General features: G+C 70.8%; 6 protein-coding genes and 1 pseudogene. 5 read left to right on the plus strand and 2 right to left on the minus strand.

Annotated elements, in window-relative coordinates; all coding sequences use genetic code 11:
* Nucleotides 1-43: 43 nt before the first annotated feature.
* Nucleotides 44-236: pseudogene (locus tag OHA05_RS35365) on the plus strand (IS5/IS1182 family transposase); the annotation flags it as partial.
* A gap of 158 nt (nt 237-394) precedes the next feature.
* On the opposite strand, the gene OHA05_RS35370 reads toward OHA05_RS35365, so the two are convergent.
* Both OHA05_RS35370 and OHA05_RS35375 read right to left on the minus strand, forming a co-directional pair.
* Nucleotides 395-757 (minus strand): hypothetical protein, encoded by a 363-nt coding sequence (locus OHA05_RS35370; RefSeq protein WP_313942133.1) that lies wholly within the window; start codon nt 755-757, stop codon nt 395-397.
* 182 nt (nt 758-939) lie between these two features.
* Nucleotides 940-1,140: a hypothetical protein gene (locus OHA05_RS35375; RefSeq protein ID WP_328862852.1), complete on the minus strand. Its 201-nt coding sequence runs from the start codon at nt 1,138-1,140 to the stop codon at nt 940-942.
* A 934-nt stretch (nt 1,141-2,074) separates the two neighbouring features.
* On the opposite strand from OHA05_RS35375, the gene OHA05_RS35380 reads away from it, so the two are divergent.
* Genes OHA05_RS35380 through OHA05_RS35395 form a run of 4 tightly spaced genes read left to right on the plus strand, consistent with a single transcriptional unit; the run spans nt 2,075 to nt 24,616 of the window.
* Complete coding sequence (locus tag OHA05_RS35380; RefSeq protein WP_328862853.1) at nt 2,075-8,281, plus strand: non-ribosomal peptide synthetase; 6,207 nt, start codon at nt 2,075-2,077, stop codon at nt 8,279-8,281.
* Entirely contained in the window at nt 8,278-16,197 is a 7,920-nt protein-coding gene (locus tag OHA05_RS35385) for a non-ribosomal peptide synthetase (RefSeq protein WP_328862854.1), read from the plus strand. The genes OHA05_RS35380 and OHA05_RS35385 overlap by 4 nt, the downstream gene beginning before the upstream one ends.
* Nucleotides 16,194-23,390: a non-ribosomal peptide synthetase gene (locus tag OHA05_RS35390; protein ID WP_328862855.1), complete on the plus strand. Its 7,197-nt coding sequence runs from the start codon at nt 16,194-16,196 to the stop codon at nt 23,388-23,390. The genes OHA05_RS35385 and OHA05_RS35390 overlap by 4 nt, the downstream gene beginning before the upstream one ends.
* Nucleotides 23,387-24,616 carry a cytochrome P450 gene (locus OHA05_RS35395; RefSeq protein ID WP_328862856.1) on the plus strand — a complete coding sequence of 410 codons (1,230 nt, stop codon included), beginning with the start codon at nt 23,387-23,389 and terminating at the stop codon, nt 24,614-24,616. Before OHA05_RS35390 ends, OHA05_RS35395 begins: the two co-directional genes overlap by 4 nt.
* The last annotated feature ends 65 nt before the right edge of the window (nt 24,617-24,681 follow it).

Here is a 24,681-nt window from a genome sequence, read left to right on the forward strand (position 1 = left end):
ACGGGGCACGCCGGCCCGGTGCGATGATCGCGGCGCGGCTGGTGTGATCACGGCGTCGGAGCCGTCCTGGACAGCGCCGTTCACCGGGCTGAGCCCACGTGTCTACGGGAAGCTGGTGACGGTGCTGTGGCGTGGGGGTGCTGATGCGGGCCGCAAGTCGGCCGTGGAGCCTGTCTCTGGAGGACCGGGCCCTACAGGCCACGGTGTATTGGCGCACGAACTTGACGATGCGCCAGCCTCGCCGCGCTGCTCGTGGGACGGCGCGAGCCGTCCGGTCCCGCCTTCTGCATTGCGGTGATCGCATCATCGCCGTAGCGGGCGGGAGTGGCATGGCCGGGACGCTGTCAACTTGGCCATGACGGGCTCCTTCAGTAGGCGCGCCGCACTTCCGCTACTAAGCCGGGTCTCCTTGCCAGGCCATTGTCAGGTCGCCGGCAACAGGTGCAAGACCAGGCATCAGATTGCCCGTTCCCGTCATCCCTCTGGGCGGAAACGTGAATTGATCGAGGGTTGCGACTAAACGCCGATGGCCATCGCCGCCCGGGACGGGAACCCACAAACCCAACTTCTGCCCCGCTGCGTCCCACTCCCACTCTCCCCTGGTGCTGAACGTCCCGGCGAGCAACGCGAGTTCTCCATCCCACCTGTCTCTTGGCCGGGGGGTGGAGAGCTTGGCATCGTCCCACATGATGTCGATGATGGTCTTCTGGGGAACCCAGCTCGGAAAGATCACCACGTGTCCGCCGTGTTGCCCCATAGCCGCCTCCTCGGTGGTGCGCTGAGGCTCTGATGGTGTCGCTGCCAAGTAGGTCCTCGGTGGGCTCAGCAGCGGATTGCGTCGCGCCGCCGAACTGCGGTGGCCCCAGCGAGACGCCCCCTGACCGATCGACCCGGTGCGCTCGGAATCACACGACTTTGACCCGCACCAAGGCGGCAGTCCTAGAATTCCGGCTCTTGGGGGATGCCTTCGCGGTCGTTGTCCGTGTCGAGTTCGAGTCCTGCTGTCGGACGTCGGTCCGGAGGCCGCTTGGACGGCTGCTTCTTGCCCTCGGATTCGCTCCGGTGCTTCTGTCCTTCGTCCTGTGCCTTGTCCGCGCGGTTCCGGTCCGACTCGTCCGGCATTGGCGCATTCCCGCTCATGGCGCTCCTTGCATGCCCGATGGAAGAGAACGTTCACAACCAGGCTGACATAGCGGGAAGTGCTACGCACTTTAAGCACCCTGAAACGTCGATGCCTGACGCACTCCTTGTCGATCGGTGTCGGGCCCCAACTCGATACACTCCATCACCGCGGACTACGTCGGCTTCGCCGACAACATCCACCGCCTGGGCGAGCCCCGGAGCTGACGGTGACATCGGCATGGTCGACCTCCTGCTCCTACGCAGTTGTCCGGCCCGGGGTCTGTGTCGCTGCGGCCGTGGAACCTGGCTCCGCAGTCGCCGCCGGCGGCGACTCCGCCGTGGAGCTCCAACCCACCGTCCCCCACGGGCCGGCTCAGGCTGCATCAACGGCTGAACCGGTCCATATCGCACAGCGTCGGCTGTCGGGGTCGATGCCGTCGCGACCGGCGTAGGACCCGGCGGCGGTATGCGATGGGGTGGTGGTCGCCGCACAGCCAGTCGCCCCACACCCGGGTCGCCGGCACATGCCGCTCCCCGCGCCAAGTCCTCCAGGTCGGAATGCGAGGCGCGGAGGGAGGACGCGGGCCGGGTGAGCGCGACCTCCTCCCCGTCACCACCGCGCGCAGTCCTGGCGGGCGCGAGCACCCGCGGTGTCGCGGGCGGGCCGGCGGGGCGGAGTGCGTCGTGGAGCGGTCCCATGTGTGTTCGTTGGCCGCCGACGGCCGTTCTCTTGCCGGGAGATGAGTCGTGCAGCGGTGTCCCGTCGGGGCGATGCGAGTAGTGATGACTCAAGACGCGGGCGGCGCCGCGGTGATGTTGTTGTCCACGGGCCCGCGGCCAGGTGCCGGGACTTTTCCCAGGCAGGCCGGAGGCGGCCGATGCGGACCGGGAACAGCTCGGCCGACGGGGGACGACACCAGACGCGAGCGCTGGTGGGGTGAGAGGAGCTGCGGTGCAGACAGGGAAGACGAATCTCAGGCCGGAAGGGTGCGCCGAGGTCGACCACGCTCTGTCCTTCGCACAGGACCGCATGTGGTTCCTGGACCGGCTGGAGGGCGGGCGAAGCACCGCGTACGTGGCGACCCCCATGTGGCGGGTGCACGGCCCGCTCGACCGGAAGCGCCTGGAGCTGGCCCTGTCCCGCCTCGTGGCCCGTCACCAGTCGCTGCGGATGAGGTTCGTCGAGCGAGACGGCACCCCTCGCGTCCTCGTCGCGGACCGTCTCGACGCCCGCATCGACTGGCGTGACGCCGCCACTGCTGCCGAGGTGGAAACGGAGGCCGCAGCCGAGGCCGGCGAACCGTTCGACCTGACCACGGGTCCGCTGTTCCGCGTCGTGGTGTGGCGGCTGAGCGACACCGAGCACGTACTGCTGGCGGCGATGCATCACATCGTTTCCGACGGCTGGTCGATCTCCCTCTTCGTTCGCGACCTCGGCGCCTTCTACGACGGGGACACCCTGCCCGAGCTGAGCCTCCCTTACACGGAGTTCGCCGATTGGCAGCGGCGTGAGTTGGGTGGGGATGGTGTTGCGGGGGAGTTGGGGTTTTGGCGGGAGCGGTTGTCGGGTTTGCCGGTGTTGGAGTTGCCGGTTGATCGTGTGCGTCCGGTGCAGCCGTCGTGGGTGGGTGGGACGTGTGAGTTCTCTCTTGAGCCGGAGTTGGTTGCGGCTTTGGAGCGGTTGGGGCGGGAGCACAATGCGACGTTGTACATGACGTTGCTGGCTGCGTTTCAGGTGTTGGTGGGTCAGTGGAGCGGGCAGTGCGATTTCGGTGTGGGGACGCCGGTTGCGGGGCGTGGTCGTCCTGAGGTCGAGGGTGTGATCGGGCTGTTCGTGAACACCCTGGTCATGCGTGCCGACCTGTCCGGAGACCCGACTTTCACCGAGCTGCTCGCCCGGGTCCGTGACCACACACTTGACGCACTCGACCACCAGGACGTGCCCTATGAGCAGGTCGTCCGGGAACTGCGACCGGAACGCTCCGACACCGACTCGCTGATCGACACCTGGTTCGCCATGCAGAACGTCCCGGACGACCAGGGCACCGGAACGCTCCGGTTCACCGACTACGAGACCGACCGCCCCCGGGCCCTGTTCTCGGTGTCGCTGTTCGCCCAGCCGCGCGACGACGAGATGGCGATGACTCTCGTCTACCGGGCTGATGTGTTCGATGAGGTGTCGATCGGTCGGTTGGTGGAGCGGTGTCGGGTGTTGTTGGCGGGGGTGGTGGCTTCGCCGGGTGTGCGGGTGAGTGGTTTGGGTTTGCCGGCGGGTGAGTTGGGTGTGTTGCGTCGTTGGGGTGCGGGTGAGGTGTCGTCGGGTCTGTCGCGGGATCCGGTGGTGTTGTTCGAGGAGCGGGTGGGGCGTGTTCCTGAGGGTGTGGCGGTTGTTGGTCGGGATGGTGTGGTGTCGTATGCGGAGTTGAATGCGCGGGCGAATCGGGTGGCTTGGTGGCTGCTTGGTCGGGGTGTGTGTGCTGAGGTGCCGGTGGGGGTGCGGCTGCGGCGGGGTGTGGACATGCTCGTTGCGGTGTTGGGTGTGTTGAAGGCCGGTGGTGTGTATGTGCCTTTGGATCCGGCGTGGCCTGCGGAGCGGGTGGAGTTCGTCCGTTCGGATGTGGGTGCTGGTGTGGTGTTGGAGGGTCCGTTGCCGGACGGGGGTCGGGATGATGATCCCGGGGTTGCGGTGGTGGATGGTCAGTTGGCGTATGTGATTTATACGTCGGGTTCGACGGGGCGGCCGAAGGGTGTGGGGGTGTCTCGTGGGTCGATGGCGGGGCATGTGTCGCGGATGCGGGGTCGGTTCGGGTTGGGTGCGGGGGATCGGGTTCTGCAGTTCGCTGCGTTGGCGTTCGATGCGTCGGTGGAGCAGATTTTCCCGGCGTTGACGTGTGGGGCCGCGTTGGTGCTGCCGGAGCACGGTCTTGTCGCTCCGTCCCAGCTCCTCACCGACCTCGACCACTACCGCGTCACCATCGCCAACCTGCCTCCGGCGTACTTCGGAGAGCTGGTCGACCGGCTGGCCGAACGGGAGGCGGATGCCCTGGGCGCGCTCCGGCTGATGATCCTCGGCGGTGACGTGCTGCGCCCGGCCGAGGCGCGGACATGGTCGGACCGCTACCCCGATGTTCCACTGCTGAACGCCTATGGTCCGACGGAGGCGACGGTTTCGTCGACGGTGTTCGATGTGCCGGCGGGCGTTGAGTGTGGGGGAAGTGTGCCCATCGGGCGTGCGGTGGGGGATCGCTGTCTGTATGTGCTGGACGGTGGGTTGTGCGAGGTGCCGGTGGGTGCTGTCGGTGAGTTGTTCATCGGTGGCGGTCAGTTGGCGCGTGGGTATGTGGGTCGTGCGGGGTTGACGGCGGACCGGTTTGTGCCGGATCCGTTCGGTGGTGAGGCGGGGGGCCGGCTGTACCGGACGGGGGATCTGGTGCGGTGGCGTGAGGGGTTCCTGGATTTCTGCGGTCGTACCGATGGTCAGGTGAAGGTGCGTGGTTTCCGGGTCGAGGTCGGTGAGGTGGAGTCCCGGTTGCGGGAGCATCCGCTGGTCGGGGACGCGGTGGTGGTGGTGTGGCAGGACCGTCTGGTCGCGTATGTGGCCGGGCAGCGGGGTGTGGCGACGGATCAGGTGCGGGAGTGGCTGGGGGAGCGGCTGCCGGAGTACATGGTGCCGGCGGTGCTGATCCTCCTCGATGAACTGCCGCGCACCGTGGGCGGCAAGGTCGACCGTGACCGGCTCCCTGACCCCGACGGACACCGTCCGACGCTGTCCGGGGAGTACATCGCTCCGCGGAACCCGACCGAACAGGCCATCGCCGACGTCTGGAAGGAAGTCCTCCAGGTCGACCGGATCGGCATCCACGACAACTTCTTCGACCTCGGCGGCCACTCACTCCTCGTGACGCTGGCCGTGGCACGCGTGGGCAAGGCGCTGGAACGGCCCGTCGACATGCGCGACTTCTTCGAGCAACCGACGATCGCCGAGTTCGTCGCCGCCCTGCCACCGGCGCCCTCCCGCCCGATGCCGCGGATCGGCAAGGTGGTCCGCAGCGGGGACTTCCCGCTCTCCTTCGCCCAGGAGGGCCTGTGGTTCCTGAACCGGCTCGAACCCGATGCCCCGGACTACATGGCCGCCCTGGCCTGGCGGGTCGACGGAGTCCTCGACCGGGAGCGCCTCGACCGAGCCCTGCGACAGCTCGTCGACCGGCACGAGTCGCTGCGCACCACCTTCCCGCTGGTCGACGCGCAGCCCGTGCAGCGCGTGGCCACCGGGATGGAGACGGCAGCAGCCTGGTACGACCTGCGCTCGGTACCCGATCCGTACGATGCGGCGGTCAGGCACGCCGGCGAGGAACTGCACCGGCCGTTCGACCTGGCCACCGGCCCGCTGTTCCGGACCATGGTCTGGCAGCTCGACGCCACGGATCACCTGCTGGTGCTGGCGATGCATCACATCGTCTCCGACGGCTGGTCGATGGGCGTACTCGTCCGCGAACTGGGTGATCTGTACGCCGGCGAGAGCCTGCCCGACCTGCCGGTGCAGTACGCCGACTACGCCGATTGGCAGCGGCGTGAGTTGGGTGGGGATGGTGTTGCGGGGGAGTTGGGGTTTTGGCGGGGGCGGTTGTCGGGGTTGCCGGTGTTGGAGTTGCCGGTTGATCGTGTGCGTCCGGTGCAGCCGTCGTGGGTGGGTGGGACGTGTGAGTTCTCTCTTGAGCCGGAGTTGGTTGCGGCTTTGGAGCGGTTGGGGCGGGAGCACAATGCGACGTTGTACATGACGTTGCTGGCTGCGTTTCAGGTGTTGGTGGGTCAGTGGAGCGGGCAGTGCGATTTCGGTGTGGGGACGCCGGTTGCGGGGCGTGGTCGTCCTGAGGTCGAGGGTGTGATCGGGCTGTTCGTGAACACCCTGGTCATGCGTGCCGACCTGTCCGGAGACCCCACCTTCACCGAACTGCTCGCCAGGGTCCGTGACCACATGCTCGACGCACTCGACCACCAGGACGTGCCCTTCGAGCGGGTGGTGGAGGAGCTCCGGCCGGACCGTGACCTCAGCCGCTCGCCGCTGTTCCAGACCATGTTCGACCTCGAGGTCCGCTCCATCGCGGCGCCGCGACTGGGCACCGCGACGTTGCACCCCGCGGACATTCCCTTCGACGTCACCAAGTACGACCTGATGTTCACCTTCGCCACCGACCCGGGTGCCGCCGGCGGATTCGTGCAGTACCGGGCTGATGTGTTCGATGAGGTGTCGATCGGTCGGTTGGTGGAGCGGTGTCGGGTGTTGTTGGCGGGGGTGGTGGCTTCGCCGGGTGTGCGGGTGAGTGGTTTGGGTTTGCCGGCGGGTGAGTTGGGTGTGTTGCGTCGTTGGGGTGCGGGTGAGGTGTCGTCGGGTCTGTCGCGGGATCCGGTGGTGTTGTTCGAGGAGCGGGTGGGGCGTGTTCCTGAGGGTGTGGCGGTTGTTGGTCGGGATGGTGTGGTGTCGTATGCGGAGTTGAATGCGCGGGCGAATCGGGTGGCTTGGTGGCTGCTTGGTCGGGGTGTGTGTGCTGAGGTGCCGGTGGGGGTGCGGCTGCGGCGGGGTGTGGACATGCTCGTTGCGGTGTTGGGTGTGTTGAAGGCCGGTGGTGTGTATGTGCCTTTGGATCCGGCGTGGCCTGCGGAGCGGGTGGAGTTCGTCCGTTCGGATGTGGGTGCTGGTGTGGTGTTGGAGGGTCCGTTGCCGGACGGGGGTCGGGATGATGATCCCGGGGTTGCGGTGGTGGATGGTCAGTTGGCGTATGTGATTTATACGTCGGGTTCGACGGGGCGGCCGAAGGGTGTGGGGGTGTCTCGTGGGTCGATGGCGGGGCATGTGTCGCGGATGCGGGGTCGGTTCGGGTTGGGTGCGGGGGATCGGGTTCTGCAGTTTGCTGCGTTGGCGTTCGATGCGTCGGTGGAGCAGATTTTCCCGGCGTTGACGTGTGGGGCCGCGTTGGTGCTGCCGGAGCACGGTCTTGTCGCTCCGTCCCAGCTCCTCACCGACCTCGACCACTACCGCGTCACGGTCATGGAGGTGGTTCCCGGATATCTCACCGAACTGATCGCCGAACTCTCCGCGGACGGCACCACGCAGCCCGCCTGGAGCCCCGACCACCTGCGGCTGCTCGTCCTCGGCGGAGACACCGTCCGGCCGGCCGACCTCGCCTGGTGGACCTCGCACTTCCCCGAGATGGCCGTGGTCAATACCTATGGTCCGACGGAGGCGACGGTTTCGTCGACGGTGTTCGATGTGCCGGCGGGGGTGGAGTGCGGGAGCGGTGTGCCGATCGGGCGTGCGGTGGGGGATCGCTGTCTGTATGTGCTGGACGGTGGGTTGTGCGAGGTGCCGGTGGGTGCTGTCGGTGAGTTGTTCATCGGTGGTGGTCAGTTGGCGCGTGGGTATGTGGGTCGTGCGGGGTTGACGGCGGACCGGTTTGTGCCGGATCCGTTCGGTGGTGAGGCGGGGGGCCGGCTGTACCGGACGGGGGATCTGGTGCGGTGGCGTGAGGGGTTCCTGGATTTCTGCGGTCGTACCGATGGTCAGGTGAAGGTGCGTGGTTTCCGGGTCGAGGTCGGTGAGGTGGAGTCTCGGCTGAGGGAGCACCCGCTGGTCGGTGACGCGGTGGTGGTGGTGTGGCAGGACCGTCTGGTCGCGTATGTGGCCGGGCAGCGGGGTGTGGCGACGGATCAGGTGCGGGAGTGGCTGGGGGAGCGGCTGCCGGAGTACATGGTGCCGGCGGTGCTGATCCTGTTGGACGAGCTGCCGCGCACGGTGGGCGGCAAGGTCGACCGTGACCGGCTTCCCGATCCGGACGGACACCGTCCGACGCTGTCCGGGGAGTACGTCGCTCCGCGGAACCCGACCGAACAGGCCATCGCCGACGTCTGGAAGGAAGTCCTCCAGGTCGACCGGATCGGCATCCACGACAACTTCTTCGACCTCGGCGGCCACTCACTCCTCGCCACCAGAGTCGTCATTCGACTACGGGCGGCGTTCGGCTGCGAGATCGGCGTGCGAACCCTCTTCGAGCGGCCGACCGTGACCCGGCTCGCCGCCGCGGTCGAGGAACAGCTGATGCGGGAGATCGCAGGGATGACCGGCGAGGACGTCGAGCAGGCACTGAAGGAGCAGCAGGCATGAGCACGATGCACGGACTGGTCGAGGCCCAGGTCAGACGTACCCCTGACGGCATTGCCCTGGAGTTCGAGGGCGAGGAGATGACCTACCGGGAACTGGAGCGGAGGGCCAACCGGCTCGCCCACGCGTTGCGCCGGCACGGCGCCGGACCGGAGACCGTCGTCGCCGTCGGCGCCCAGCGCTCCCTGGACCTGGTCGTCTCCCTGCTGGGCATCCTCAAGAGCGGCGCCGCGTATCTGCCGCTGGACCTGGAACTGCCCACCGAGCGGCTGGCCTACATGGTCGGGCAGGCCGGCGCGGTCGCGCTCGTCCGCGGCCCCGGCATGGACTGTGATCTCGGCCGGTCCGGACTGCCCGAGGTGACCCTGGCCGGCACTGCCGGCGAGTCCGACGAGCCCTGTGGCGTCGTCGTCGACGGGCGCAACGCCGCCTACGTCATGTACACCTCTGGGTCCACCGGCCGGCCCAAGGGCGTGGTGGCCGAGCACCGGGGTGTCTGCAACCGTCTGGTCTGGGGCCAGCACGAGTACGGTATGACGTCCGACGAGCACGTGCTCCAGAAGACTCCGTACGCCTTCGACGTCTCGGTGTGGGAGCTGTTCTGGCCGCTCACCGTCGGCGCCCGTCTGGTCATCGCCAAACCCGGCGGACACCGCGACAGCGGCTACCTCGTCGAGCTGATCCAGCGGCGCGAGATCACCACTGTCCACTTCATCCCCACCATGCTCGCTCTGTTCATCGGCGAGCGGGGTGTGGAGGAATGCCGCAGCGTCCTGCGCATCATGACCAGCGGCGAGGCGCTCCCCACCGACCTGCAGAACCGGGTGCTGCGCGTCCTGTCGCACATCGAACTGCACAACCTCTACGGCCCGACCGAGGCGTCCATCGAAGTGAGCGCCTGGCAGTGCAGACCCGGCTGGCCCGGTGCCGGCGTGCCGATCGGCGCGGCAGTGGCCAACACGCAGCTCTACATCCTCGACGACGACCTGCGCCAGGCGCCGGGAGACGGACCCGGGGAGCTGTACCTCGCAGGAGTGCAGCTCGCCCGCGGCTACTCCGGGCAGCCGGGGCTCACCGCGGAACGCTTCCTGCCCGACCCCTACGGTCAGCCGGGCGCACGGATGTATCGCAGTGGCGATCTGGCCGGCTGGCACCGCCCTGGTGTGGTCGACTACCTCGGCCGGGTCGACGACCAGCTGAAGCTCGCCGGCAACAGGGTCGAACTCGGCGAGATCCAGGCCGTGCTGAACGAACTGCCCGGTGTGCGCGCCGGTGTGGTGGTGGCCACCGGCTCGGCCGCCGAACAGCGGCTCGTCGCCTACGTCGTCGGAGCCGATCTCGACATCGCCGTACTGCGCGAGCAGTTGGCCGGTCTGCTCCCCGCCTACATGGTGCCGTCCACCTTCGTGGAGCTGGCCGAGCTGCCACTGACCTCCAGCGGAAAGCTGGACCGCAAGGCCCTGCCGGCCCCGGACCGCCCCGACCTCGCCACCCCGTACCGGGCCGCCGGGACCCCGGTCCAGGAGAAGCTGGCCGCCGTGTGGGCATCGGTCTTCGGCGTTGCGAGGATCGGCGTCGACGACACGTTCCTCGCACTCGGCGGCCACTCCCTGCTCGCCGTGCGGCTCATCTCCCGGCTGCGCGAGGAGGCCGGTGTCGACATCTCGATGCGCGACCTGTTCGCCGGACTCACCGTCGCCGAACTCGCCGACACGGTCACCGCGGCACCTGCCGGTAACGCCGCCACGGCACCCGTCCTGAGCCGGGGCGGCGACGACGAGCCCGTCGTCCCCTCGTTCGGGCAGGAACGGCTGCTGTTCCTCGAGCAGATGAACCCGGACAGCTCCGCCTATGCCATCCCGGTCGCCTGGCGGATGGAAGGGCGGCTCGACGAAGGCGTCCTGCGCCGCGCCCTGGAGCGACTGGCCGCGCGGCACGACGCCCTGCGCACCCGTTTCCCGGGCATCGACCGCGCACCCGTCGTCGCGCCCGAACCCCTGGTGGACCTGCGCCGCGTCGACGCCGGCGCATGGAACGACGACCTCGCCTCCGCCGAGATCCGCCGGCCGTTCGACCTGGCCGCCGGGCCCGCCTGGCGGGCCGTCCTGATCAGCCTCCCCGGGCACGACGTCCTGCTGCTGGTGCTGCACCACATCGTCGCCGACGGCTGGTCCCTGGGCGTCATCGCCCGTGAGCTGGGCGACCTGTACGCAGGCGCCACCCCGCCGGCGCCGCCCGTGCGGTACGCCGACTTCGCCCGTTGGCAGCGCGCAGCGCTCACCCCGGACCGGCTGGCCGGCGAACTGGAGTGGTGGCGCACCGCCCTGGACGGGGCTCCCGCCCTGGAGCTCCCCACCGACCGGCCACGGCCGATGGTGCTCGGCACGGAAGGCGCCACCCACCGGTTCGAGCTGCCGCAGGAGGCCCTGCGCTCGCTGACCCGGCGTGCTCGGAGCGACGCCGCCACCCTGCACACCGTGCTCCTGATGGCGTTTCAGGTCCTGCTCGGCCGGTGGAGCGGGCAGAGAGACTTCGTCGTGGGCACACCCGTCGCCGGCCGTACGACCTCCGAGGTGGAGAACGTCGTCGGCTTCTTCGTCAACACCCTTGCGGTGCGGGCCGATCTCACCGGCGACCCCACCTTCGCCGAGCTGCTCGGCCGGGTCAGGGAGGCCACCCTCGGGGGATACGAGCACCAGGACGTGCCGTTCGAACGGGTGGTGGAGGAACTGCGGCCGGAGCGGGACCTCAGCCGCACCCCGGTGTTCCAGACCATGTTCGCGCTGCGGGACACCGCCGCCACAGCCCTGCGAGTGCCCGGGATGCCCGCCGAGGAGATCCCGCTCGGCTGGCGGACCGCGAAGTTCGACCTCACCCTCTTCGTCGACCAGGCCGCCGACGGGTCCTGCACCGGCCTGATCGAGTACGCCACCTGCCTGTTCGACCCGGCGACGGTGGAGCGGATAGCCGACGGGTACCGCCGCCTGCTGCTCACGCTCGCCGAGGACGCCGAGGACGCCGAGGGCCGGCTGGGCGACTGGGACGTCCTGGACGCCGATGCCCGCGCCCGTCTGGTCGAGCTGGGCACCGGTCCCACGCCCGCGATCCCTGCGCGCGCCCTGCACCAGCTCGTCGCCGACCAGGCGGCCGACCGGGGCGACGAGCCGGCCGTCGTGGACGGCGAATCCATCTGGACCTACGCCCAACTGGACGGGCGGGCCAATCGATTGGCCCGGCACCTGCTCGCCCTCGGCGTGGGCCCGGAGACCGTGGTGGCGGTCAGCCTGCCCCGCTGCGCGGACCTCGTCCTCGCCCAGCTCGCGGTGCTGAAGGCAGGCGGCGCCTATGTGCCGCTCGACGCGGACCAGCCCGCCGAGCGCAGCCGGCACATGCTCGACGACACCGCCGCGACGCTGCTCATCACATCCGCCGGCCACCTGTCGGCGGACGGCCTGGGCCTGCGGGTCGTCGATCTTGTCGCGGACGCCGGGGAGATCGACCGGTTGCCGGACACCGCACCCGCAGTGAGCGTCTGCCCGGACAGCCTCGGCTACGTCGTCTACACCTCCGGTTCCACCGGGCGCCCCAAGGGCATCGGCATCACCCACCGCGGGCTGGTCCGTACCGTCCACGAGAGCGACTACCTGACCCTCGGGCCGGACGACCGGGTGGCGTTCGCGGCCAGTCCCGTCTTCGACGCGGCCACCTTCGAGGTGTGGGCCACCCTGGTTGCCGGAGCGACCCTGGTGGTCACCCCGCCGGATGTCGCGCTGTCGCCCGCGGCCCTTGCGGCGCACCTCACCCGGCACCGGGTCACCACCCTGTTCCTCACCACCGCGCTGTTCCACCAGCTCGTCCGGGAGCGGCCCGGCGCTCTCGGCGGACTGCGGCACGTGCTCTTCGGCGGCGAGGCCGCCGACCCGCACACCGTGGAGGCCCTGCTCGCCCACGGCGGGCCCGGCCGACTGCTGCACATGTACGGCCCGGCCGAGTCGACCACCTTCGGCACCTGGCACGAGGTCACGGCACCGGCCGTCGCCACGGCCGTGCCGATCGGGCGCCCCATGAACAACACCACCGCGTACGTGGTCGACGAGCGGCTGCGTCCGGTCCCCGTCGGTGTCGTCGGCGAACTGCTCCTCGGCGGCGCCGGCCTGGCCCGCGGATACCTCGGTGCGGCACACCGCACGGCCGACCGGTTCCTGCCCGACCCGTTCGGCCGGCCCGGCGGCCGGGTCTACCGCACCGGCGACCTGGTGCGGTGGACGGCACAAGGCCGCCTGGAGTTCATCGGCCGCGCCGACGGGCAGGTCAAGGTGCGCGGCTTCCGGGTGGAGCCCGGCGAGATCGAGACCGCGATACGGCGGCACCCGGCCGTGCGGGACACCGTCGTGGTGGCCCGTCCCGACCGCAGCGGCGTCCTCAGCCTCTGCGCGTTCGTCGTGGCCGATCCCGCCGAACTGGGGGATCTGCGCGGGTTCATCGGTGAGAGCCTGCCGGCGTTCCTGGTACCGGCCGCCGTGGTCGTGCTCGACGAACTTCCGCTGACCCGCAACGGCAAGGTGGACCGGGCGGCGCTGCCGGAACCGACGTACGCCCCGACCACCGGCCGGCGGGAGCCGGCGTGCGAGCTGGAACGGCAACTCGCCGAGGCATGGACGGAGGTCCTCGGTATGGCCGAGCCCGGCATGGACGACGACTTCTTCGCCCTCGGAGGGCACTCGCTGCTGGCCATCAAGATGGTCGGCGCGGTCGCCGAGCGCACCGGTCGGGAGATGACCTTCCGCGACCTGTTCACCGCCCGCACCATCGCGGCCCTGGCCCGCCTGCTCACCGACGCCGAACAGGTCGGCGCCCCCATCGTCCGGGGCGAAGGCACCACGGGGCTGCCGGTGTCCTTCGGGCAGGAACGACTGGTGTTCCTGGACTGCCTCGAGGGCGCCGGCCCGGCGTACACGATTCCCGTCGCATGGCGCCTGAGCGGACCGCTGGACCGCGACCGGCTGTCCGCCGCGTTCGACGCCCTGGTCGCACGGCACGAGGTGCTGCGCACCCGGTTCACGCTGGTCGACGGCGTGGCGTTGCAGGACATCGTCCCCGACTGGGCCGGAGTCGACTGGCGCGAGGCCGGTACGGTCGCCGACGCCGTCAGGGCGGTCCGGGACGAGGCGCGGGAGCCGTTCGATCTCACCACCGGGCCGCTGTTCCGGGTCGTGGTGTGGCATGCCGGCGACAACGAGCACGTGCTGCTGATGGCCATGCACCATGCCGTGTCCGACGGCTGGTCCATGGGTCTGCTGATCCGCGAACTGGAGTCCTGCTACGACGGCGCCGAGCCGCCTCCTCCGCCGGTGCGCTACGCCGACTTCGCGGTGTGGCAACGCGACCGGCTCACCGGGGAACGGCTGGCGGGGGAGCTGACGCACTGGCGGCAGCGGCTGTCCGGCCTGCCGACACTCGAGCTGCCCACCGACCGTCCCCGCCCGGTCCGCCGCAACGGGTCCGGCGGCTCGGTGGAGTTCACGGTCGACGCGGAGCTGGTCGCCGGACTGGAACGGCTGAGCCGGGAGCACGGCGCGACACTGTTCATGACCCTGCTCGCCGCCTATCAGGTGCTGTTGGGCCGATGGAGCGGTCAGACCGACTTCGGCGTCGGCACCCCCGTCGCCGGCCGCGGCAGGCTCGAGGTCCGCGATGTCGTCGGGTTCTTCCTCAACACCCTCGTGCTGCGGGCCGACATGAGTGGAGATCCCTCGTTCACCGAGTTGCTCGGCCGGGTCCGCGGCGACGCTCTCAGCGCCTATGAGCACCAGGAGATGCCGTTCGGTCGTCTGGTGGAGGAGCTGCGCCCGGAGCGGGACCTCAGCCGATCCCCGCTGTTCCAGGCCATGTTCAGCTTCAACGACTGGAGGCTGGACACTCTGCGGCTCGGCCAGGCGGCCGGTACGGCGGTCCCCGTCGACCGGGGGGCGGCCAAGCTCGACCTCACCCTGGAACTGGTGCAGCGTCCCGACGGACTGGCCGGCGCCATCGACTACACCACCGACATCTTCGATACCGCCACGATCCGGCGGATGGCCGAGGCGTTCACTCTGCTGCTGCGTGCCGTCGTGGCCGATCCCGCGACACGGACCGGTGATCTGCCGCTCGCCCCGCCGGCCACGGCACCCGCGGCCGTGGCACTGCGTCCCGGCGCGTCCAGGCCGCTGCTGGAACGGATCGCCGACCAGGTCCGGGCCACCCCGGACGCGACGGCGGTGATCTGCGGTGATCGCGAGGTCACGTACGCCGAGTTGGACCGGCGGGCGAACCAGCTCGCTCACCACCTCGTCGGCCGGGGCGTGGGTCCGGAGACCCGGGTAGGACTGCGCCTGCCCCGCGGGATCGACACCGTGGTGGGCGTGCTCGGCATCTGGAAGGCCGGAGGAGCGTTCGTCGGACTCGACCCCGACCTGCCCGCACGCCGCCTCGCGCGGATCGGCGCCGATGCCGGAGCCCGGCTGGTCGTCGACGAGGACATGTTCAACGATCCGGCGCTCGGCCGGTGTCCGGCCACTCCACCGGACCTGATCCGCGACCCGGGCACCCTCGCGTACGTCGTCTACACCTCCGGTTCGACCGGGGCACCGAAGGGTGTCCTGGTCGAGTTCGCCGGCCTCACCGGCCACCTCGACACCGTGCTCGACCACTACGAGCTGGGCCCGGACGATGTCGTCCTCCAGCGTGCCTCTGCGTCCTTCGACGCGTTCCTGCGGGACTGCATCGGCCCGTTGACGGTCGGCGCGACCGTGCTGATGGCCGGGCAGTCCGACCTGTCCACCCTTGTCACCGATCTCACGGGCCGGCCCGCGCCGACGGCTGTCCTCAGCATGGTCCCGTCCCTGCTGCACCAGCTTCTCGACGGCGGCGACGTCAGCGAGGTGAGCCTGCCGAAGCTGCGCCTGCTGGTGCTCAGCGGCGAGCCCTCCACTCCGGCACTGCTGGCCCGCCTGCATGAGGCGCTGCCGGCGCTGCGCAGGGTGGTCAACCAGTACGGCCCGACCGAGTGCACCCTCACCACCACATTCGAGGACCTGGACCCGGCGGTGCGGGAGGCGACGGTGTCCATCGGGCGGCCCATGCCGGCCACCACCGTGCACGTACTCGACGAGGCACTGCGACCCGTGCCGGTCGGGGTGTTCGGGGAATTGCACATCGGTGGCGCCGGAGTGACCCGCGGCTACCGCAACCAGGCCGGCACGACCGCGCGGTCCTTCGTACCCGACCCGTTCGGCCCGCCCGGAGCCCGGATGTACCGCACCGGCGACGCCGCACGCCGACTGGCCGACGGGACACTGGAGTTCCGCGGCCGGCTGGACCGCCAGGTGAAGGTCCGGGGCGTGCGGATCGAACCGGGCGAGGTGGAAGCGTGCCTCGCGCTGCACCCCGCCGTGGGCTCGGCGGCCGTGGTCGCCCGCCCCAACGGCCCGAACGGCTGGAAACTCAGCGGCTATGCACAGCGTTCCCCCGGGGCCCGCCTCTCGGCTGCCGAACTGCGGACGCACCTGGAGTCCCGTCTGCCGTACGCGATGATCCCGACGGAACTGCTGATCCTGGACTGCCTGCCGCTGCTCGCCAACGGCAAGGTCGACCGGCACGCGCTGCCGGAGATCACCGCCACCGCCCCGGAGAGCGGACCGGGGCATGTCGCACCGCGCACCCCCCTCGAGAAGATCATCGCCGAGGTGTGGGCGGAGCTGCTCGACCGGCCCGACGTCGGCGTCGAGGACGACTTCTTCGCCCTGGGCGGCCACTCGCTGACCGCGCTGAGAGTCATCTCCCGTCTTCGGTCCCGGCTCGACACCGCGGTCACCCTCCGTGCCTTCTTCGAGGCCCGGACCATCACCAACCTTGCCCAGAAACTGAAGGAGACGCCGTGAACGGCCTAACCCCCATGCAGCTGGAGCTGCTCCACCAGCGGCTGGCGGGGCGCGCGGAGAACCGCACGGCTCCGGACGGGATCACCCGCTCCACCGGCACCAGCAGCGACCTTCCGGTGTCGTTCGGGCAGGAACGCCTGGTCTTCCTCGACCGCCTGGAAGGGCCCGGCCCTGCGTACACGATTCCGGTGGCCTGGCGTCTGACCGGACCGCTGGACCGCGGCCGGCTCTCCGCAGCGTTCGACGCCCTGGTGGCGCGGCACGAGACCCTGCGGACCCGGTTCACCGTGGTCGACGGCGTGGTGAGCCAGGATGTCGACCCGGGGTGGAGCGGCGTGGACTGGCGCGAAGCCGGCACCGTCGACGAGGTCGTCCAGGCGGCCGGCGCAGTGGCGCGCGAGCCGTTCGACCTGGCGGCCGGCCCGGTGCTCCGGGTGACGGTGTGGCGCCTCGGCGCCACCGATCATGTGGTCCTCCTGACGATGCATCACATCGTCGCGGACGGCTGGTCGATGGGTGTGCTGGTGCGCGATCTGGAGACCCTGTACGGCGGCGGAACCCTGCCTGAACTGCCTGTCAGGTATGCCGACTTCGCCGCCTGGCAGCGCCGTGAGCTCGCCGGGGACCGGGCGGCCGGGGAGCTGGGCTACTGGCGGAACCGGCTGGCGGGGCTGCCGCCGCTGGAGCTGCCCACCGACCGTGTCCGCCCCGGCAAGCGCGACACCACCGGCGCCGTCTGCGAGTTCGCACTGGAGCCCGAGACGGTCTCCGGCCTGGAGCGGCTCGGGCGCGAGCACAACGCGACGCTGTACATGACGCTCCTGGCCGCGTTCGAGGTGCTGCTGGGCCGCTGGAGCGGGCAGACCGACTTCGGGGTGGGCACCCCGGTGGCCGGACGGAACCGGCCCGAGGTCGAGAACCTGATCGGCTTCTTCGTCAACACCGTGGTCATGCGGGCCGACCTGGCCGAGAACCCGACCTTCGCCGATCTGCTCGCCCGGGTCCGCGACGACGCCCTCGGCGCGTACGAGCATCAGGACGTCCCGTTCGAGCGGGTCGTCGACGAGGTCAGCCCCGGCCGGGACCTCCATCGCACGCCGCTGTTCCAGGCCATGTTCAGTCTGGACGACGACACCGATGACCGGCCGGTCCACCTCGGCGAGGCCACCGGCGGCCGGTTCGAACTCGACGTGGAAGCCGTCAAGTTCGACCTGATCCTGCAGACCGCCCGGCGCCCCGACGGGCTGGCCGCGGCGTTCTTCCACCGCTCCGATCTCTGGCGCCCGGAGACCGTGCGCCGCTGGGCGGACCAGTACACGCGCCTCCTCCAGCTGGTCCTCGCCCATCCGGACACGCCACTGTCCGACCTGGAGCTGCTGCCGGAGACCGAGCGCCGGCAACTCGCCGCATGGGCCGCCCCGCTGCGTTCGTACGACTGCGAGGACCGGCTCCACGAACGGTTCGAGCGGCACGCCGCCGTCCGGCCGGACGCCGTCGCGGTGGTCGCGGGGGAGGAGCGGCTCGACTACGCCGGCCTGAACCGGCGGGCCAACCAGCTCGCCCACCGGCTGCGCGCCGGCGGGGTGGGCCCCGAGTCGGTGGTCGGGCTCTGCGTCAACCGCGACCTCGACCTGGCCGTCGGCATCCTCGGCATCCTCAAGGCCGGAGGCGCGTATCTGCCGCTGGACCCGGAACACCCGCGGGACAGGCTGGAGTTCATGGTCGCCGACGCGGGCCCCCGGCTCGCCGTCGTCTCCCCGGGTCTTGCCGAACAGGTGCCCGTGAACGTCGGTCAACTGAGGCTGGACGACCCGGCGTTGGACAGGGAACCGGTGGAGGACCTCCCGTCCGCCGGCAGCGCCGACTCACTCGCGTACATCATCTACACCTCCGGATCCACCGGCCGGCCCAAGGGCGTCTGCATCCCGCACCGGCAGGTGGTCCGCCTCCTCGACTCCTGCGAGGACGCCCTCGATCTGCCGGAGGCGGGTGTGTGGAGTCTGTTCCACTCGTACGCCTTCGACTTCTCCGTCTGGGAGCTGTGGGGAGCCCTGACCCGGGGCGGCAGCGTCGTCCTGGTCGACAAGGCCACCGCCCGCGACCCGGAGAGGTTCGCCGCGCTGCTCGGTGCCGAGAGGGTGTCGGTGCTCAGCCAGACGCCCGGCGCGTTCCGCAACCTGCGCGCGGCGCTCGGCGAACGGCGGCTCGCCGACCTGGGTGTGCGGACCGTGGTGCTCGGTGGGGAGAAGCTCGACCTGCCCGAACTCGACGGCTGGCTCGACGGACCCGGCGCCGGTGTGCGGCTGGTCAACATGTACGGCATCACCGAAACCACGGTGCACGTCACCCATCACACCGTGACCGCCGCCGACCTCACCGGCGAGTCCGTCTCGCCGATCGGCCGGGCGCTCGGAGACCTGACGATCCACGTTCTGGACCGTCACCTGCGGCCCGTCCCGGCCGGCGTCGTCGGCGAGATGTACGTCGGCGGCGCCGGGGCGGCCCGCGGCTACCTCGGCCGGCCCGGTCTGACAGCCGACCGGCTGATTCCCGACCCGTTCGGCGACCGGCCGGGTGCCCGGCTCTACCGCACCGGAGACCGGGCCCGGCATCTGGCCGACGGTCGTCTGGAGTACCGGGGCCGCGCCGACGACCAGGTGAAGATCCGCGGACACCGGATCGAGCTGGGCGAGGTGGAGGCGGCGCTGCTGCGCCACCCCGCTGTCGACCAGGCCGCCGTGGTGGCCCACGGTTCCCGCACCGGCGAGTACCGGCTCCACGCGTACCTGGTCGTCGACGGTGAGCCGGCCCGCGACGACCTGCGCCAGTGGCTGCTCGGCCAACTCCCGGAGCCGATGGTGCCGGCCTCGTTCACCGTGCTGCCGGCCCTGCCGCTGACCGCCAACGGCAAGGTCGACCGCAAGGGGCTGCCGGCTGTCGACGGCGCCACCCTGACCTCCGCCGGACGCCACGTCCCGCCGGCGACCCCCACCGAGCGTGCGCTGGCGGAGGTGTGGTGCGACACGCTCGGCGTCCAGAGACCCGGCGTCACCGACCGGTTCTTCGACCTCGGCGGTGACTCCATCCTGGCCCTGCGCGTGGTGGGGCTGGCCGAGCGGCGCGGGCTGACCGTGGCGCTGCGCGACGTCTTCGCCCACCAGGCGCTCGGTGAGCTGGCCCGGGCGGTGGACCTGGCCGCCGATCAGAGGGGCACCCCGGGGCACGCCGTGCCCGTGGAGCGGTTCGCCATGGTCGCGCCGGGTGACCGGGACCGGCTGCCCGCCGGGCTGGAGGACGCCTACCCGCTGACCCGGATGCAACAGGGCATGCTCTACGAGCTGCTGGCCGACGCCGGCAAGGGCGCGTACCACAACGTGACCAGCTTCCGGGTCCAGGAACCGGCCGGGTTCGACGCCGAGGTGATGCAGCGTGCCGCCGACGCGGTGGTCCGCCGGTACGAGATCCTGCGCACCGGTTTCGACTGGAGCAGCTACGACGAGCCCCTGCAACTGGTGCACCCGGACGCCGATCTCCCGGTCGGTGTGGACGACCTGCGAGGGCTGGACGATTCCACCCAGGCCGACCGGGTCCGGGGATATCTGAACGCGGAGGCCGGGCGCTGGTTCGAGCTGTCCGTCCCCCCGCTGATCAGGCTGCATGTGCATGTGCTCAACGACGCCGAGTACCGGCTCACCATCACCGACTGCCACGCCGTCCTGGACGGCTGGAGCCTCACCTCCCTCATCGCCGAACTGATCGACCGGCACCGACGCGAGCGCACCGGCGCGGCCGCAGCGCCCGCCGGTCCACCGGTGCCCCGGTTCGCCGAGTACGTGGTACTCGAACGGGAAGCCGTCGCCGACCCGGCCGCGCACGCCTTCTGGGACGCCATGGTGGAGTCGTTCCCGCCGGTACGGCTCCCGCGCTCGGCCGGCGGGGACCAGGCGGACAAGTCCACCTGCGAGGCGCTGAGAAGCTACGGCCATCTCCACGCGGGCATCGACGCTCTCGCCGCCCGGGCCGGGGTGCCCCGCAAGACGGTGCTGTTCACCGCCTACTACCACCTGATGGGGCAGCTCGCCGACGGCGACTCCTACTCGACCGGAATCGCCACCAACGGGCGTCCGGAGCGGGCCGGGTCGGAGGGGATGCGCGGTGTCTTCCTCAACGTGGTGCCGTTCGGCGTGCGTTCCACCGCGACCAGCTGGGTGGACCTGCTGCGAGACGTCTTCACCGCGGAACAGGAGGTCATCCCGCACCGCCGCTTCCCGCTGGCCGAGATGCAGCGCGGCCAGTGGGCCGGTGAGGTGCTCGTCGACACCGCCTTCAACTATGTGCATTTCCACGGCCTGGGCAGCGAGCACAAGCAGGAGATCGAGGAGATCGCCCGCACCAACTTCGGACTCATGGTGACCACCGGCCCCGGGGGCGTGTCGTTCGAGTCCGACGCCGGCCGCATGTCGCAGAGCGAGGTCGAACGTCTCGCCGACGCGTACTGCGCGCTGCTCACCGCGATGGTCGACGACCCGGAGGGCGTCCCCGGCATCCCGGTCGAGGCACTCCGGTCGGGGGAGAGCGCCGACCAGGTCCGTGACGAGCGCAGCGTGGTGGCCGTCTTCGAGGCCCAGGTGGCCGCTCACCCGGACGGGGTGGCGGTTGCCACCGCTGAGGGCGAGTTGACGTACGCGCAGCTCAATGCGCAGGTCAACCGCGTCGCCCACCATCTGCGCAGACACGGCGCCGGACCCGAGGCGGTCGTCGGGCTGTGCGCCGAGCGCTCCGTCGAGCTCGTCGTGGGCATGCTCGGCATCCTCAAGGCCGGGGCGGCCTACCTGCCCATGGACCCGCGCGACCCGGGCCGCCGCCTGGACCGGCTCATCCGCGACACCGGTGCGGACCTGGTGCTCGCCCAGCCCACATGGCGTCACGTCGTGCCCGAGCGGGCCGGCACCGTCATCACCCTCGCCGGGACGAGCTTCGACGGCGAGCCGACGACCGACCCGGACCGCGGACCGGACACCGACAACCTGGCCTGTGTGCTCTACACCTCGGGCTCCACGGGTCTGCCCAAGGGGATAGCCCTGCCGCAACGGGCCATCGTGGACACCCTGGTGGAGCAGCGGGACATCGCCCTCGACGCTGCCGACACGGTCCTGCACCTGAGCAGCTTCAACTGGGACGCGGCCATCTTCGAGATCTTCGGGCCACTGCTGACCGGCGGCACCTGCGCCGTCTACCCGGCGGAGCCCATCACGCCGGCCGGCATCGTCGCCGCGATCCGCCGGCACGGCGTCACCACGGCATTCCTCACCACCACACTGTTCAACCTCGTGGTGGAGGAGGGACTGGAGGACCTGGGAGGACTGCGCCAGATCTTCTTCGGGGGCGAGGCGGCGTCCCCGACACACGTTCGCGAACTGCGGACCCGCTGGTCGGACATGCGCATCGCCAACGGCTACGGCCCGGTGGAATGCACCTTCGTCGCCACCACCCACCCGGTGCGCACCGTCCCCGCGGACGCGGTCAGCGTCCCGATCGGCCGCCCGCTGGACCGCACCACGGTCCTGGTACTCGACGACGAGCTCCACCCCGCCCCGGCCGGTGTCGCCGGGGAACTCTGCATCGGCGGTGACTCCCTCGCCCGCGGCTACGCCGGGCAGGCCGGACTGACCGCGGACCGCTTCGTTCCCGACCCCCGCGGCGGCGGCCGGCGGCTCTACCGCACCGGCGACCGGGGACGTTGGCGGGCGGACGGCACCCTGGAGTTCGGCGGACGCCTCGACGGCCAGGTGAAGATCCGGGGCCGCCGGATCGAGCTCGGGGAGATCGAGGCGGTGCTGTCGTCGCGGCCGGACGTGGCGGTCGCGGCCGCGGTCGCCCGCACCGACGAGCCCGGCGACGCCCGGCTCGTGGCCTACCTGGTTCCTGCGGCCGGCGTCGCCGCGCCCACCGCGGACGAGCTGCGCCGCTGGCTGCGCGACCGTCTCCCGGCCTACCTGGTGCCGACGGCGTTCGTGCCGATGCCCGCACTGCCGGTGACAGCCAACGGCAAGCTCGACCGGGCGGCCCTGCCGGCACCGACCGGGCCCGCCGTCACGGACCGCCCGTACGTGGCGCCGCGCACCGACACCGAGGAGAGGCTGGCCAAGCTCTGGGCCGAGACGCTGCGGCAGAACCGGGTCGGCGTGCACGACGACTTCTTCGAACTCGGCGGCAGCTCGCTCGCCGTCGTCAGGGTCGCCGCCCGCGCCTGCGACCTCGGGCTGCCGGTCGGTGTGGCCGACCTCCTGGAGCACCCCACCGTGGCGTCGCTCGCCGCCGCCATCGCCACACGGGAACCAGCCGGCGAAGGAACCGCGCTGCGCCGGGAAGGCGATGTGCTGGTCGTGCTGCGCGAGGGCACGCAGCGTCCGCTGTTCTGCGTGCACCCGAGCGGCGGCAGCGTCGCCTGGTACCTCCCGCTGGCCAAGGCACTCCCGCCCGGGCGGCCGGTGATCGGGCTGCAGGCCCGGGGCATCGACGGCGGCGTCGACGCCCACACGATGCAGGGCCTTGCCGAGGACTATGTGCGGCGGCTGCGAGCCCATCAACCGGAGGGGCCGTACGCCCTGTTCGGCTGGTCCATGGGCGGCAACATCGCCCAGGAGATGGCGATTCAGCTCACCGCGCAGGGCGAGCAGGTCGACACCCTGCTGCTGCTGGAGCCGGCCGTGCCGGACGAGGCCGGGATGTTCGCCGTCACCGAGGCGCTCGAGCTGCTCGACCGGGCGGTCGCCATGCGCGAGGCGATCCGTGAACTCTCCCCGGGCACCCCGGCCCGACTGAGCCAGGAGCGGGAGCTGGTGACCACGCTGCTCGCCGCCGGCGTCAACAGTGCGGAGGCCGATCTGGGCGCCGACTGGCCGGTGGCGATGTGGACCGCGCTGCTGCGCGCCGCCTCCACCTACCGCCCCGATCCGTACTACGGGCCGGTGCACCTGCTGGTCACCGCCGAGGCGGCGGACGCCGGGCCCGGACGCCCGTCCGTGGTCGCGGGCGAGAGCTACCCGGCCTACGAGCGGCGGTGCCGCGAGCTGTTCCCGGAGGGCCTCACCCTCCACCACCTGCCCGGCACCCACCGGAGCATGGTCGCCGATCCCGAGGTCGCGGCCGTTGCCGCCCTCGCCGCCGAGTTGATGGAGCGCACGGCATGACCACGACCGGTCAGATCACCGACCGTTACCTGCTGGACGACGAGATCGTCGCCGACCCGTTCCCCTACCTCGCGCACCTGCGCACCACCGCACCCGTGCACTGGAGCCCGGTCCACCGGGCCTGGCTGGTGACCGGATACGACGAGGCGACCGCCTGCTTCAGCGACCCCGCGGTATCGGCCGACCGGATATCCCCGATGTTGGCGCAGACACCGCTGCACCTGCTCAGCCCGGATGCGTCCCGCGCTTTCGGGATCATGGCCGGCTGGATGGTCTTCGTCGACCCGCCCGAGCACCGCCGGCTGCGCAGCGTCTTCCGCGGCGCGTTCGGTCCCCGGCAGATCCGACGCAACCGGCCGATGGTGCAGGAGGCGGTGGCCCGGCTGACGGCACGGGCCCGTGAGGGCCGCGACGTCACCGATCTGGTGGCCGACTTCGCGCGGCCTCTGCCGGCCACCGTGGCGGCGGCCTGGATGGGGGTACCGGAGCAGGACACCGAACGGTTCCAGCGCTGGGCGATCCAGGTCGGTGACCTGGCCCTCGGCTCAGTGCAGTCGGCGGAGGAGCACGAGAGTTCCCAACAGGCCCTGCTGGATCTCTTCGACTATCTCCGGCGGCTGGTCCGTCGGCGGCGGGACGACCCGCAGGCCGACCTGATCAGCGCGGCGCTGGAGAGCGGTCTGGTCGGTGACTCCGTCAGTGAGGACGAGTTCGTCGCCATGCTCACCCATGTCGCGTTCGCCGGCGGGGAGACCACCAGCAATCTGATCGCCGTCGGGGTGTGGAACCTGCTGCGCCGGCACGACCAGCTCGATCTGCTGCGCGCCGAGCCCGAGTTGGCGGCCGGCGCCGTGGAGGAGCTGCTGCGTTTCGACGGGCCGTCGAAGATGTCCGTCCGGCAGGTGAAGACCGATCTCTCGTTGGGCGAACGGCTGTTGCGGGCGGGAGACCGGCTCTACCTGGTCACCGCGGCGGCCAACCGGGACCCGTCCCGGTTCGACCGCCCCGATGAACTGGACCTGCGACGGCACCCGAATCCGCACCTCGGATTCGGGCAGGGAGCGCACTTCTGCCTGGGAGCACCGCTGGCCCGGCTGGTGGCCGGGGCCGCGCTCACCGACCTCCTGGCCGCCGCGCCGGACCTGGCGCTCACCGCCGCCCCGGCGAACTGGCAGTCGTCGCTCCTCAACCGGAGCCTCCAGTCGCTGCCGGTACGGCTCCAGTAGCGGCTGCTGCCACCCCCGTACGGGACCGGCCCTCCGGCCGGGCCCCTCCATCCGTCACCGGACAT

It is taken from the genome of Streptomyces sp. NBC_00306 (assembly GCF_036169555.1).
GTDB lineage: Bacteria > Actinomycetota > Actinomycetes > Streptomycetales > Streptomycetaceae > Streptomyces > Streptomyces achmelvichensis.